This window comes from Streptomyces sp. NPDC020299 (genome assembly GCF_044387825.1).
Classification (GTDB): domain Bacteria; phylum Actinomycetota; class Actinomycetes; order Streptomycetales; family Streptomycetaceae; genus Streptomyces.
This window is the reverse complement of the sequence record NZ_JBIRWL010000007.1, coordinates 163,641-177,140: the sequence shown is the minus strand read 5'-3', so window position 1 is coordinate 177,140 and position 13,500 is coordinate 163,641. Positions and strand designations below refer to the sequence as shown.

The 13,500-nt window shown below is 71.0% G+C and carries 11 protein-coding genes and 1 pseudogene; 7 read left to right on the top strand and 5 right to left on the bottom strand.

From position 1 onward, the window contains the following. Positions 1–27 precede the first annotated feature (27 nt). From ACH45E_RS19790 to ACH45E_RS19770, 5 genes and pseudogenes are all read left to right on the top strand, one after another. A complete protein-coding gene (locus tag ACH45E_RS19790) occupies positions 28–297 on the top strand; it encodes a hypothetical protein (protein WP_361443111.1) in 270 nt (89 codons plus the stop codon). Next, positions 290–901 carry a DUF6879 family protein gene (locus ACH45E_RS19785; RefSeq protein WP_361443108.1) on the top strand — a complete coding sequence of 204 codons (612 nt, stop codon included), beginning with the start codon at positions 290–292 and terminating at the stop codon, positions 899–901. Before ACH45E_RS19790 ends, ACH45E_RS19785 begins: the two co-directional genes overlap by 8 nt. After that, the gene (locus ACH45E_RS19780) at positions 894–3,260 is read left to right on the top strand and encodes an NB-ARC domain-containing protein (RefSeq protein WP_361443105.1); all 2,367 of its coding nucleotides are present in this window, start codon (positions 894–896) and stop codon (positions 3,258–3,260) included. Before ACH45E_RS19785 ends, ACH45E_RS19780 begins: the two co-directional genes overlap by 8 nt. Positions 3,261–3,563: 303 nt before the next feature. Beyond that, positions 3,564–3,929, top strand: a complete 366-nt coding sequence (locus ACH45E_RS19775; protein WP_361443102.1) for a hypothetical protein — start codon at positions 3,564–3,566, stop codon at positions 3,927–3,929. 193 nt (positions 3,930–4,122) lie between these two features. Continuing rightward, a pseudogene (locus ACH45E_RS19770) lies at positions 4,123–4,511 on the top strand (ATP-binding protein); the annotation flags it as partial. A gap of 87 nt (positions 4,512–4,598) precedes the next feature. Here the strand turns inward: ACH45E_RS19770 and ACH45E_RS19765 are convergent. Together ACH45E_RS19765 and ACH45E_RS19760 are read right to left on the bottom strand one after the other, a co-directional pair. Continuing rightward, entirely contained in the window at positions 4,599–4,916 is a 318-nt protein-coding gene (locus ACH45E_RS19765; protein ID WP_361443827.1) for a hypothetical protein, read from the bottom strand. Between the two features lie 23 nt (positions 4,917–4,939). Then, positions 4,940–5,233 (bottom strand): AbrB/MazE/SpoVT family DNA-binding domain-containing protein, encoded by a 294-nt coding sequence (locus ACH45E_RS19760; RefSeq protein WP_361443099.1) that lies wholly within the window; start codon positions 5,231–5,233, stop codon positions 4,940–4,942. 277 nt (positions 5,234–5,510) lie between these two features. On the opposite strand from ACH45E_RS19760, the gene ACH45E_RS19755 reads away from it, so the two are divergent. Then, positions 5,511–7,097 carry a serine/threonine-protein kinase gene (locus ACH45E_RS19755; protein WP_361443096.1) on the top strand — a complete coding sequence of 529 codons (1,587 nt, stop codon included), beginning with the start codon at positions 5,511–5,513 and terminating at the stop codon, positions 7,095–7,097. 134 nt (positions 7,098–7,231) lie between these two features. Here ACH45E_RS19755 and ACH45E_RS19750 read toward each other — a convergent pair whose 3' ends face one another. Beyond that, positions 7,232–7,912 (bottom strand): DUF4232 domain-containing protein, encoded by a 681-nt coding sequence (locus tag ACH45E_RS19750; protein ID WP_361443093.1) that lies wholly within the window; start codon positions 7,910–7,912, stop codon positions 7,232–7,234. 409 nt (positions 7,913–8,321) lie between these two features. Between ACH45E_RS19750 and ACH45E_RS19745 the strand changes: the two genes are divergently transcribed. Further along, positions 8,322–11,468, top strand: a complete 3,147-nt coding sequence (locus ACH45E_RS19745) for a BTAD domain-containing putative transcriptional regulator (protein WP_361443090.1) — start codon at positions 8,322–8,324, stop codon at positions 11,466–11,468. Here the strand turns inward: ACH45E_RS19745 and ACH45E_RS19740 are convergent. Beyond that, positions 11,449–12,267, bottom strand: coding sequence for an ABC transporter permease (locus tag ACH45E_RS19740; protein WP_361443087.1), 819 nt, complete (start codon positions 12,265–12,267; stop codon positions 11,449–11,451). The genes ACH45E_RS19745 and ACH45E_RS19740 overlap by 20 nt on opposite strands. Continuing rightward, positions 12,264–13,259, bottom strand: coding sequence for an ATP-binding cassette domain-containing protein (locus tag ACH45E_RS19735; RefSeq protein ID WP_361443084.1), 996 nt, complete (start codon positions 13,257–13,259; stop codon positions 12,264–12,266). The genes ACH45E_RS19740 and ACH45E_RS19735 overlap by 4 nt, the downstream gene beginning before the upstream one ends. Positions 13,260–13,500: the final 241 nt, after the last annotated feature.

The following is a 13,500-nucleotide window of genomic DNA, read 5'->3' as shown; positions in this document are numbered from 1 at the left end:
CCGGGCAGAGCAAGCAGGGGGCGACGTATGGGCGATACGTGGAACGCGGACCCGCAGGCGCGGCTGACCCGGCGCATCGGCCTCTCGCCGTCCGAGTTGGGTACCACTGGGGGCAGGGACGGCTGTCCGGACATCTGGGAGCTCGAGAACGGCGACTTCGCGGTCATCGGCCGTGACCTTACGGCGGTCTATTCCGAGGGACTGCCCGATGACGCGGTGATCGGCGGTGGAGAACGCCTCGTGGTCATCCCGCGCGTCACTCTGCTGGCCGCCAAGACGCACATTCCGGATGCGTGACCTTCTTGGCGTCTCGCCCGGCGAGCGGTTGGGGCTGGACGCCTATCGCGAGGACTTCCGCAGCAGGGACTTCGTTGTCGACGGGTGCGATTCGTGGAAGCTGGAACGCCGCCAGCACTTCCGTGAGCCGGGCGACGCGAGCTGGAACGCCTTTGCCCAAGGGGACTGGGATGAGGCGCTGAGGCTGATCGAGGCCCAGCGTGCCGAGTTGCTTGACGTGTCTCGTCTGGCCGCGCGTCATCGGTGCCGTCTCCTGCGTGTCCGTGTGGTGGAGCAGCCGCTCACGCCGTACCTGCAGTGGGAGCTGCATCTGCTGCGTGTGCGGGCGGAGTGCGGTGAGCTGATCCGCGTCATCGGCCCGCAGCACCTCGCGGCATACGAACAGGAGGGTCCAGTACCGGAGTTGGTTACGCTGAACGACGACACGGTGTACGAGATCCTTTACGACGTGGAGGGTGTCCTGGAAGGGGCCGTGCGCTACCTCGGTGCGGGAAAGCGGGATCGCGTCGCGGCGCGAGTCGAGGAGCTGTACGTGCTGGGTGAGGACGTCGGCACGTTCTTCGAGCGCGAAGTGGCCCACCTCAAGCCTCCGACGGGTGCGTGAGCCGCGCGAGGAAGTCAACTCCTCACTCTCCGGCACCGCCCGCGACGTCGTGCAGGCCCGCGACGTACAAGGCGGAATACATTTCCATGCTCCGGCGACCGATCGCGTGCGGTCGCCGGTGCCGTACCAACTCCCTTTGGCCGGGCATGGCTTCGTCAACCGACACGCTGAGCGCCAGGCGCTCGACCGTCTACTCGATGACGGTCTCGCCTCTGCGCGGGTGCTGCTGGTAACCGGCACTGCGGGAGTTGGCAAGACGTCGTTGGTGCTGCACTGGTCGCACGCGGTCCGTGACCGCTTCCCGGACGGCCAGTTGTATGCCGACCTGCACGGCTACGACCCGCAGGCCCCGGTCAGGTACGAGCGGGTTCTTGAAAGCTTTCTGCGGGTGCTCGGCGCCCCTGCGGACGCGGTCCATGCCGATGGCGAGCACATGGCCGCGGCCTTCCGCTCATGGCTTGCCGGCCGCAGGCTGCTGATCGTGCTCGACAACGCCGCCAGCGCCTCCCAGGTGAGGCCTTTGCTGCCGGCGACGCCCGGATGCCTGGTCATCGTGACCAGCCGGCACCGTCTGCCTGGTCTGACGATCCGGGAGGGAGCGCGGCGCCTCACGCTGGATGTGCTCGACCAGGACGGCTCAGTCGCCCTGCTGCGCAGCGTCATCCGGGGCTACCGCGACGGGGACGACCCCGCTCACGTGGCGGAGCTCGCCTCGCTGTGCGCGCGCCTGCCGTTGGCGCTCAGGATCGCTGCCGAGCGTGCGGCGGGGCGGCCGTTGATGCACCTGGCGGATTTGATCGGCGAGCTGCGTGACGAGTCCGGTCGGTGGGAAGTTCTGTCGGCAGACGGCGACGAGGAGTCTGAGGCGGTGCGTCCCGTGTTCACGTGGTCTTATCGGGCGTTGCCCTCAGATGCCGCCAGGCTCTTCCGGCTGCTCGGACTGCACCCCGGGCCGGACTTCAGCGACACGGCTGCGGCAGCTCTCGCGGGAGTCGACATCCGTACCGCACGACGCCTGCTTGATGTCGTCGCTGCCGCGCATATGGTCGACCAGACCGCGCCCGAACGCTTCCGCCTGCACAACCTGCTGCGTGCCTATGCCGCCGATCAGGCACGGCTGGAGCAGACCCCCCAGGAGTGCCAGGACGCGCGGCGCAGGGTGCTGACCTGGTACCTGCACACCGCGGACGCGGTCCAGGCCAGTGTCGCACCGCACGAGCCTCGCGTGGAGCTGGTACCTGCCGAGGGAGGGCTGCCCGAGCTGCGGTTCGCCGACGAGGCGCGGGCGATGCGCTGGTACGAGGCAGAACGCGACAACCTCGTGGCCGCTGTGCGCGCGGCGGCGAGTAGCGGGCTGGACCGGATCGCCTGGCAGTTGGCCGTGGTCCTGCGTGCCGTCTACATGACCAACAATCCGTTCCAGGACTGGCTCGCCACCTCGCAGATCGGTCTGGAGGCCGCCCGGCGCGACGGCGATGCAGGCGCCGAAGCCGAACTGGAGGAGAGCCTCGGCATGGCGTACGCCCAGTCCCAGTGCCTGGCAGCCGCCGCCGAGCACTACGAATCGGCTCTGACCCTGCGCCGATACCTGGGCGACACCTTCGGTGAGGCACTGACGCTCAACGGCCTTGGCCTGCTTGAACTACGCCGCCGCAACCTCGCCCAGGCACAAGCGGCGTTCGAAGGCAGCAAGGCGCTGTTCGCGGCCCTGAACGACGGCTTCTGGGAGCCTCGCGTGGCAGTCAATCTCGCGCAGGTGGAACTGGAACTCGGGCACCCGGCCGGCTCACTCGGCCCACTGCGCCGAGGAATCGAGGTATTCAGGGCCCACGGCGATCGTCACGCCGAGGGCAACGGCCTGAGGCTCCTTGCCGCGGCGGAGTTGGACAACGGGAACACGGATGCCGCGTTGGCACATGCCGAGCAAGCCGTAGCCATCGCCGCCGAGATCCGCAGCGCAGCCGCGGAAGGCTACTGGCTACTTGCCTTGGGCGATGCGCAACGCGCCACCGGGCATCCCACCCGGGCACTGGCCTCCTACCGTCGCGCCGCCGCACTCCAAGAACAACTGGGCGACCGCGCCCGCCAAGCCGCAGCCTGGGACGGCCTCGGGCAGACCTGTCTGCAACTCGGCCGCGCTCAGGAAGCCACCGAGTACCACCTCCGGGCAGTGGCCACCTACCGAGACCTTGAGCAGGCATGGGAGACAGCACGAACGCTGGCACATCTGGCGGATGCCCTGGACTGTGCCGGCACACCGCAGGAGGCCGCTGACGCACGAGCTGACGCATGCGATCTGCTCACGGCGTTCACCGATCCGCGCGCTGTACGGCTACGGGAAAGCATGGCCCAGCGGTGACGACCCCACGACGAGACCAGCTGGCGTTCACGAGCCGGAACCGGCCCCGATTCGGTGCCCCACAGCGGCCCGTCCCCGCACCGCATCCTCACACCGCTCACCTCGCTGACGCTGGTCCACAGCACACTGACCCACTTGCCCCGACCGACCGCCAGCGGCCCCGGCACGGCGAACATGCCGAAACGGCAAGCCCCCGAGGCCCTCAGCCCCGTACGACATCAGCACTACGCGTATCCATCAGCCACCTTCCACCATGACGGACGAAGCCGAACCGCAAAGGTGCGTGATCATCTCGTGGATCCGATGACATCCGTGCTCCTGCCCAGCGCCCAGTCCCTCGTCACGGCGATTCTCACCGACGGCTGGACACACGTGCGCGACGCCCTGGCACGCCGCTGGAGCCGACAGACCGGCGAAGCGCGAGCCGACATCGAACGCCGCCTGGACACGGCCCACCGCCAGGCCGGAGGCATGGGCGACGGCGAGGCCGTTCAGAGAGCGTACTGGGCTGGATACCTCGCTGCCGTTCTCGCGGAGCGCCCGGCCCTGCTCGACGTCGTACGCGAGCTGCCCGACATGCCTGACCTGCGCAACACCAACAGCGGAACCGTCACGAACCTTATCCAGGCTCGCGACGTCCACGGCAACATCACCTTCGGACCGCAGTAACGGGCGGCCTGAAGGCGTGCGGCGGTGGGCTACGGACCGTATAGGGGTGCCGCCCGCCCCGAGCCGGTCACGCGGCGCGCCGCGTACACCTCCCGCTCCATCGCGTACAACCGGAAGGCGGCAGAGCGTCACCACTGGTCACGCTACGCCACCACCGGGGAGCGTGGAGGCATGAACAGTGAGACCACTCGAGATGCGCTTCAGCTCCACCCCACGCGGCGCCCGGCTCGCCCGGCGTCTCGTCGGGCAGCGGCTGGACGCGTGGGGCATCCCCTACGACTGCGACACGCACCACGCGCTGACGCTGATCGTCGGGGAGCTCACCGCCAACGCCGTCCGGCACGGCCGGGTCCCCGGCCGCGACTTCCACCTCTCGCTGGCCGCTGACGCCACGACCGTACGGATCGAGGTCACCGACACCCGCACCGAAGGCGTACCGCTCGTACCGGTCGTAACCACGCCCACGGACCTCCCCGACACCGGCCGCGGCCTGCTCCTCGTGCAGCACCTCGCCGACCGCTGGGACTGGCACCCCGGGACGGCCCCGGCAAGACGGTCTGGGCGGAGTACGCCCTGCCGACGGGAGGCCGACCGGCCGCCGCCGCACGACCCCAGCAGAGCGACCGAGAGCGGCCCAGCACGTGTATCAGGTGGGCCGCTCTCGGCCCCTCAGGCGGGACCGGGATCGAAGATCTCGTGTCCACCGACCCGACGCCAGACGACGTGCGGCTCACCTTCGCGGAGTTCATCTCCGTACTGCCAGGTGGCGCGCCCGTCAGGCGCCCAAGTCATTTCCATGATGGGACGCTCGCCGTCAGGGAGCCTGACTCCCTGGACCGGCTTGACCCGGAGGCCGGGTCGAAACTGCCCAGTTGCGACATCCGGTACGAACTTGTTCCGGACGGTGTCCTCGAACCGCTTTCGCTCCTGCGGGAGGAGCTTCTTGAAGTCGCGGTCGAAGCGGGCAGTCGTCGCGAAGGTCGGCAATAGGGCCTCCAGGCGGGTCAGGGTCAGCTCTCCTTGTCGAGGTGCGCGAACATGCTGTCCGCGTCCTCGTGGCGGGTCGTGCGCCCAGCCGCGATGTCCTCGCCGGCCTCGCGCTCACCCGCCTGCCACCGCTCCGTCCAGAACCATGCCTGATCGGTGCGGATCTTCCTCAGCCCGTGAACCTCGACGACTCCGGCGTCGTTGATCTCGAACTCAAGCTCGTCACCTGGGGAGACCCCCAGCGCCTCGCGTACGCCTGCGGGCAGCGTCAGCTGCCCCTTGTCCCGCACGCTGGCCTGGAACGTAGCCGCAGCCATGGATGACCTCCCACTCTCACCTTCCATGTCTTCTTCGCTACTCAGACTACCCAGGATTTAGCTAAATCACGACTCTTCGACTCTTCGCCTTTCCAACTTTCCAACTTTCTCACAATCTACCATCGACGGTAGTCGGCACCGGCCGCCGCATCCCTCCTGCCCGCCATCCACCACCACACCCAAGCCCATTCGCACCCCGACACCTGGACGGCAGATCAACGCAGCGGTCACACTTGACCCCTGACCGTGACTGTTCATCACGCACACCGGGGGCAAGGTGCCGCAGGAGGCGATCTCCGACCGTTACGAACTCCTGGAGGAACTCAGCCACGGCGGCATGGGCGACGTGTGGCGCGGCTACGACGCCGTGCTCGACCGGCCCGTCGCCGTGAAGCTCGTCCGGCAGGCGTCGGTCACCTCCCCGCAGCTGGCCGAGGAGTTCGCCAAGCGCTTCCGCCGCGAGGCCCGCATCACCGCGCGGATCCAGCACCCCGGCGTGCCGCAGGTGTACGACGCGGTGCTCGACGCGTCGTACGAGCGGCTGTTCCTGGTGATGGAGCTCGTCGACGGCGTGCCGCTGTCCGCCTACCTCGATCCCGGCCGGCCGCTGCCGGTCAGCTGGGCGGCCGCCGTCGCCGCGCAGGTCGCGACCGTGCTGTCGTACGCGCACGACGTGCCGGTCATCCACCGGGATCTCAAGCCGGGCAACATCCTCGTCGCCCGTGACGGCACCGTGAAGGTCCTCGACTTCGGCATCGCGGCGATCCTGCGCACCGACGTCACCAAACTGACCGCCACCGGCAGCCCCATCGGCACCCACCAGTACATGTCGCCCGAGCAGGTCCGCGGCGGACGCATCACCCCGCGGACCGACCTGTACGCGCTGGGCTGTGTGCTGCACGAACTCCTCAGCGGGCGCCTCGCGTTCGAGGCGGAGAGCGAGTACCTGCTGATGTACCAGCACGTCAACGCCGCTCCCACCCCGCTGCGACAGCTGCGGCCCGATGTCCCCGAGGCGCTGGAGGAGCTGGTCCTGCACCTGCTGCGCAAGGCGCCCGAGGCGCGGCCCGCCGACACGCAGGAGGTGTACGCGCGGCTCCTGCCGTTCCTCCCGCCGCCGGGCGGAGAAGCGGACGCAGCCGATGCCGGACCGGCCGGCGCACCCGACCCGACGAGCGTGTTCCGCCATCCGTTCGCGCCCCGCGCCCGCGCCCAGGCCCCCGCACCCGGTGGTTCGACGCCGACAGCCGTCCTCCCGGGGGCCCAGCCGGTGCCCGTCCCCGCCCGGCTGCGCGAGGACATCAAGGAGGCGTACGCCCGCTCCGACGCCCTGCTGGCGGAGGAGCGGTTCGCGCAGGCGGCCGAGGTGCTCGGCGAGGTCATCGAACCCGCGGCCCTCGCCCTCGGCTCCGAGAGCAAGCAGGTCCTGGCGCTGCGCCGCCAGCGGGCGGCGATCCGCCTCCTCGGCGGCGACTACCGGGCAGCCCTGCCCGAGTTCGACGCCCTCGCCGACGCGTACGCCCGCATCGCCGGACCCACCGGGGAGCAGGCCCGCGCCTGCCGCGCCCAGGCGGCCCGGTGCCGTGCCGAACTCGGCCAGGTCACCGACGCGCTCGCCGCGCTCCAGGGCGTGCTGAACGTCGTACGGGCCGTCGACAGCGACGTGAGCGAGGAAGCCGTGGAGCTACGGCACAACATCGGGATGCTGCTGCTCGCCCAGGGCCGGTCCGTCGAGGCCCGGCAGGTCCTCGAACCGCTCCACCAGGACATGTGCATGGTGTTCGGCCCCGACGACGAGATGACCGTCGAGATCGCCGAGGCACTCGCGGTGGTCCGCCTCGGCCTCGACGGTTCGGCTACCTGACCCGGGTCCCCGGGGCCCCTGCGTGCGCGACGCGTGAGCGGTCTGCCCGCATGGATGGACCGCGTCCTCGTCGACGACCTGTCCGCCCCGCGCTCCCCGGTCAACGGCATGCGGCGAGACCCGGACGCCGTCCGTCAGCCGCCGACGGGGCCGGTGTAGGTGCCGGGGTGCGTGGCGCCGTCCTGGAGCTGGACGCTGCCGCCGGGCCAGGCCAGGGTGGTCGAGCTGGTCTCGTTGGGCGGGGTGACGACGACCGAGGTGGCCTTGAACTCGGTGCCGCTGCCCTGGTTCCACGGCAGGTAGGTGATGGTGAACGTGGTGGTGCCGCCGGCGGCCAGGGTGACCTTCTTGGGCGCCGCACCGCTGCGGGTCAGCGACCAGCTGCCGCCGGAGGACTTCAGGTCGACCCCGGGGAAGCCCTGGATGGTGCACGCGGCGGAGGTCTTGTTCTTCAGCACCACGGCCAGTTGCTGCTGGTCGTCCGAGCTGCTGACCTTGCCGTCGCCGGAGCCGAAGGAGAAGCCCAGCCCGGCGGTGTGGCAGCGGCCGGCGCCGGTGCCGCCGCCACTGCTGCCGGTCCCACCGCTGCCCGTGCTGGTGCCCGTACCGCCGCCGCCCGTGCTGCTGCCCGCGTCCTTGGTGGAACCCGTGTTCTCGGCCGGGGCGCTGCCGGCCGCAGTGGCCGACGACGAGGACGTCGGTGCGGACGACTTGTCGCCCGACGCGTCGTTGCCGCTGCCGTTCCCGCAGGCGGTGAGCGCCAGGGCCAGCGCGGACGTGGCGGCGAGTGCGGTGGCGGCGTGGAACAGACGCATGGTGGTTTCTTCCCGTTGGGTGAGGGCGCCGACGGGCGCCTGTTGATCACCATGGTACGAGGGGAATCTCAATTACCCTGTCACAGACATGTCCTGAGCTGGCATCAGACATCGCGCGTGCACGCGAGAGGTGGTGCGCGGCCGGCGCTGGCAGGTCACCTCGTGGCCATCGGCGAAGCCCGACCGTCGGTTGGGTCCCGGACGAGTCTCCGGGCCGCCCCCGGACAGGCCGGGGATGAAACCATCCCTACAGAGCTGGAACCCCCGGAAGCCGACCGCGCGTTGGAGACCATAGACGTAGGCACTGACACGGCCCCGCCTGATACGGCTGCCCGTGCGGCTCCGACTTCGTCCGGCGGGCCACGGTCGGAGCAGTCGGCCGAGTAGCCGGTGTCGATAACCTGACCGAGTGAAGACCGAGTTGACGCTCCTGTCGCGTGTGGCCTATCGCGGGCGGGAGATCACCGCGCCCCGGCTGCGCGGGCTGCTCGCGCTGCTGGCAGGTGAGCTGCGGTCCGGTTGCAGCGCCGCGAGGCTGGTGGACGGGCTGTGGGGGGACGAGTTGCCGGCCAACCCGGCCAACGCGCTGCGGATTCTGGTCTCTCGGGCCCGCTCGCAGCTCGGGGCCGATGTCGTGGTCAGTACCCCGACCGGCTACCGGCTGGTGCTGGGTGAGGAGCAGGTCGACAGTTCGGTGGTGGTGTGGTGCGCCGAGGCGAGCGCACGGCACATCCGGGCCGGAGATCATGCCGCCGCCCTGGCGAGTGCGGAGGAGGGCCTCGCCTTCTGGGACGCGGCTCCGGACGCCGAGGCCGTGCCGGGCGACCCGGTCGCGGAGTTGCGGGCCGAGCGGGCGCCACGGTACGGCTCCCTCGTACGCTCCCGGGCGCTCGCGCTCGCCCGGCTGGGGCGACGGGCCGAGGCGCTGGCGCCGCTGGCCGAGGTGTTCGCCGGGGCGCCGCGCGATGAGGAAGTACTGGCCGAGTTGCTGCGCGCCGAGGCGGCCACGGCCGGGCCCTCGGCGGCGCTCGCCCGCTACGACGCGTACCGGCGCGAGCTCCGCGACGATCTCGGCACCGATCCGGGCGCCGGGCTGAAGGCCGTGCACCAGGAGTTGCTGCGGGTCGAGGCCCCCGTGGTCCGGTACGGGGTGCCGCACGATCCGAATCCGCTGCTGGGGCGGGACGAGGATCTCGCGGCGGTGGGCGGGCTGCTGCACTCCTCTCGGCTGGTCTCGATCGTCGGTCCCGGTGGGCTGGGCAAGACGCGGCTCGCGTACGCCGTCAGCCGACAGGCGGAGCAGCGGGTGGTGCACTTCGTCTCGCTGGCCGGAGTCCGTGCGGACGAGGACGTGGCCGGCGAGGTGGCGTCGGCGCTCGGCGGCGGGGCGGCGCCACGCGGGGGCGTCGGGGCGTACGGCGGCGGGGCGGATGTGCCCGCCGGAATCGTCGCCGCCCTCGGCGCCGGACCCGCGCTGCTGGTGCTGGACAACTGCGAGCAGGTCGTCCGGGGCGCCGCCGACCTGGTACGGGAGCTGGTGGCACGGTCCAGGGATCTGCGGGTGCTGGTCACCAGCAGGGCACCGCTGGGGCTGAGTTCGGAAGCGGTGTACCAGCTGCCGCAGCTGAGCCCGGCCACCTCGGTCGAGCTCTTCGAGCAGCGGGCGCGGGCCTCGCGCCCCGATGTCGAGCTGCCGCCCGTCGCGGTCGCGGCGCTGTGCCGGCATCTGGACGGGCTGCCGCTCGCGGTGGAGTTGGCGGCGGCGCGGGTGCGGGTGCTGTCCGTGCCCGAGATCGGCCGCCGCCTCGGCGACCGGTTCGCGCTGCTGCGCGGCGGGGCCCGGGACGCACCCGAGCGGCACCGCACCCTGCACGCGGTCGTGGAGTGGAGCTGGAACCTGCTGGAGGAGGACGCGCGGGCGGCGCTGCGGGCGCTGTCGGTCTTCCCCGGCGGCTTCACCGAAGAGGCGGCCGATCGGCTGCTGGGTGACAGCGGCGGCGCGCTGTACCTGCTGGAGCAGCTGGTGGACCAGTCGCTGCTGAAGGCCGCCGACACCGCGGCCGGGATCCGCTTCCGCATGCTGGAGACGGTGCGGGAGTTCAGCGCCGCCCGGCGGGCGGCCGCCGGGGAGGAGGACTCCGTCACCGACCGGTTCCTCGGCTGGGCACGGGACTTCGGACTGGCCAACCACGACGTGATGGCCGGCCCCGAGCCGCTGCGGCACTGGGCGCGGCTGCGCGCGGAGCAGGACAACCTCGTGCTCGCCCTGCGGTATGCCCTCGCCCGCCAGGACCACGCCACCACCGCGGCGGCCGGCGCGGTACTGGCCGGCACCTGGTTCATAGACTCGACGAACTTCCACCGGGTCTTCGCCCTGGCCGCCGACACCGCGGCGCCGCTGTCGCACTACCGCCCCGACGCCCGGCACACCGAGGTCACCCGCACCCTCAGCACCATCTGTACCGCCGCCCCGTTCATGGGAAACGGCCCGCTCCTGCCGCGCCATCTCGTCACCCTGCGTCGGCTGCCGCCCGCGGAGCCGGACACCCTGCTGCGGGCGCTGGCCGTCGTACTGTGCGCCCTTCCGGACATGCGCCCGCCCGGCTACGAAGCGCTGCACGAACTGTGCGCGAGTGACGCGCCCTTGCTGGCGGGCATCGCCGAGTGCGTGGCCAGCTATCTCTGGGCGTACGAGCACCAGCCGGAGCGTGCGCTGTCCTCCGCTCGCCGGCTGCTCACCGCGGTCGACGCCGTGCCCAATCCGTCGCTCAAGCTGCTCGGCCACTCCCGCTGCAGCGAGCTGTGCGCGGACGCCGGTCTCGGCGAGGAGGCATACCGGCATCTGCTGGCGGCGCTGGACGCCTTGGAGCACCTGAGTGACCAGTCGCCCACGACGGGCCTGCACCGGGGTCTGGCACTGGCCTGCCTGCAGCGCGGTGAGCCGGACGAGGCCGAGGAGTGGCTGCGGCGCGTGGAGCAGAGCCAGCCGGCGGAGCAGACCTCGGCCGTCGCGACCGACCTGGCCGCCTGGGCCGAGATCGCGCTGGCCCGCGGGCTGACCGAGCTGGGTCTCAAGCGGTGGCGGACGGCCGTGGAGCGGCTGCGCGGGGGCGATTCACCGCCCGTCGACCCCACCATGGACATGTGGACGCGGGCGATCGAAGCCTACGCGGTGGCCGCTCACGCGTACGCCGGGCGGCTGGAGCCGGTCGCCGGCCTGGTGGCCGAGCTGGAGGACCGGCTGCGCACGCTGCTCGCCGACGGCTCCCGCCCGGCCGGGGAGAACCCGGGGTCCGGCGTCGACGTGCTGGCCCTCGGTCTGGTCCGGCTGACCACGGGCGAGACCTCGGGCGACACCTCGGCGGTGCGGCTGCTGGCACTGGCGGAGCGGATGCACGTACCGCAGACGTTCCCCGCGATGTCCGCCGACCGTGCCCGGCGGGCCGCCGAGGAGGCCGACGGGGCGGCGTACGCCGACGCGGTGTCGGAGTACGCCGCCCTGGAGTGGAACGGGTTGTGGGAGGCAACCCGCGCACTCATTTCGGGTCGCGGTTGAACTGCGCCGTCGACCATCGGTAGCCGAGCGCGGTCAGGCCGACGCACCAGGCGATCGCGATCCACCCGCTGTTGCCGATCTCGGTGCCGAGCAGCAGGCCGCGCAGGGTCTCGATGGCCGGCGTGAACGGCTGGTACTCGGCGATCGGCTGGAACCAGCCCGGCATCGTGTCGACCGGGATGAAGGCGCTGGAGATGAGCGGCAGCAGGATCAGCGGCATGGCCATGTTGCCGGCCGCCTCGGGGTTCGGGCTGGCCATGCCCATCCCGACCGCGATCCAGGTGAGCGCCAGGGCGAACAGCGCGATCAGCCCGAACGCGGCCAGCCACTCCAGGGCCGTGGCGTTCGTGGAGCGGAAGCCGATGGCGACGCCGACGGCGCCCACGAGGACGACGCTCATCAGGCACTGCAGCACGCCGCCGACGACGTGCCCGACGAGCAGAGACGCCCGGTAGATCGCCATCGTGCGGAAGCGGGCGATGAGCCCCTCGGTCATGTCCATGGACATGTACACCGCGGCCCCGACCACGGTGCTGCCGACGGTCATCAGCAGGATGCCCGGGACGATGTAGGCGATGTAGTCGGAGCGGTCCGCGCCGCCGCCACCGATGCCCCGGCTCATCGTGTCGCCGAAGATGTAGACGAAGAGCAGCAGCATCATGATCGGCGTGAGCAGCAGGTTCAGGGTCGCGGACGGGTAGCGCCACGCGTGCAGCAGATTGCGGCGCAGCATCGTGTTCGAGTCGCGCACGGCGAGGGAGATCCGGGTCGGGCGGGCGGGAGCCAGGGGGGTGCTCATCGGACGTTCTCCTTGGGCTGGTTGGGCTGGTTGGACTGGTTGGACTGGTTGGGGACGTTGGCCGGGCCGGTCAGGGCGAAGAACACGTCGTCGAGGTCGGGGGTGTGCACGGTCAGCTCGTCCGCCTCGATGCCCGCCGAGTCCAGCCAGTCGAGGATGGAGCGCAGTTCGCGCTGGCTGCCGCCGCTGGGGATCTGCAGCGCCAGCGCCTCGTCGTCCCGGGTGACCTCGCGCAGCTCGCGGGCGGCGCTCTGGTACGCGGCCGGGTCGGAGAAGCGGAGTCGTACGTGCCCGCCCGGGATGAGCCGCTTGAGCTCCTCGGCGGTGCCCTCGGCGGCGATCTTCCCGTCGTTGAGCACGGCGATCCGGTCGGCGAGTTCGTCGGCCTCCTCCAGGTACTGCGTGGTGAGGAAGACGGTGACGCCGTCGGAGACGAGCCCGCGGATGATCTGCCACATGTTGTGGCGGCTGCGCGGGTCGAGGCCGGTGGTCGGCTCGTCGAGGAAGATGATCCGCGGGCTGCCGACCAGGGTCATGGCGAGGTCGAGGCGGCGCTTCATGCCGCCGGAGTAGGTGGAGGCGGGCTTCTTCGCCGCCTCGGTGAGATCGAAGCGCTCCAGCAGTTCGGCGGCGACCCGCCGTCCCTCGTTCTTGGAGAGGTGGTGCAGGTCCGCCATGAGGAGCATGTTCTCCTCGCCGGTGATCAGGCCGTCCACGGCGGAGAACTGTCCGGTGACGCCGATCGCGGCGCGTACCGCCTGCGGATCTACGGAGATGTCGTGGCCGCCGACGCGGATGTCGCCGGCGTCGGCGGTGATGAGGGTGGAGAGGATCTTGACGGCGGTGGTCTTGCCGGCGCCGTTCGGGCCGAGAAGGGAGAAGATCGTGCCCGTGGGCACGTGCAGGTCGATGCCGTCGAGGACCAGCTTGTCCCCGAAGGACTTCCGCAGCCCCGTGGCTGCGATGGCGGATGCGGGGGTCGTTGTCGTCATGCCCCGGAGTCTGCGGGGCGCCGCGTTCAGCGACCTTTCAGCGTGGTTTCACTGACCGCCGTCCATCGGCATCGCGGTGAAATGGGCTGGTCAGCGCGTCATCTGTGTCAGGTGGAAGGGCTCGCTGGGCGGCTCGGCCAGGATCCGCAGCGGCAACGGGATATCCGGGCTCACGCTGCCCTCGGCCATCAGTGCGAGCGCCCCGGGCACCGCCTCGTCGAGGGCGATCGCACGGGCCGGT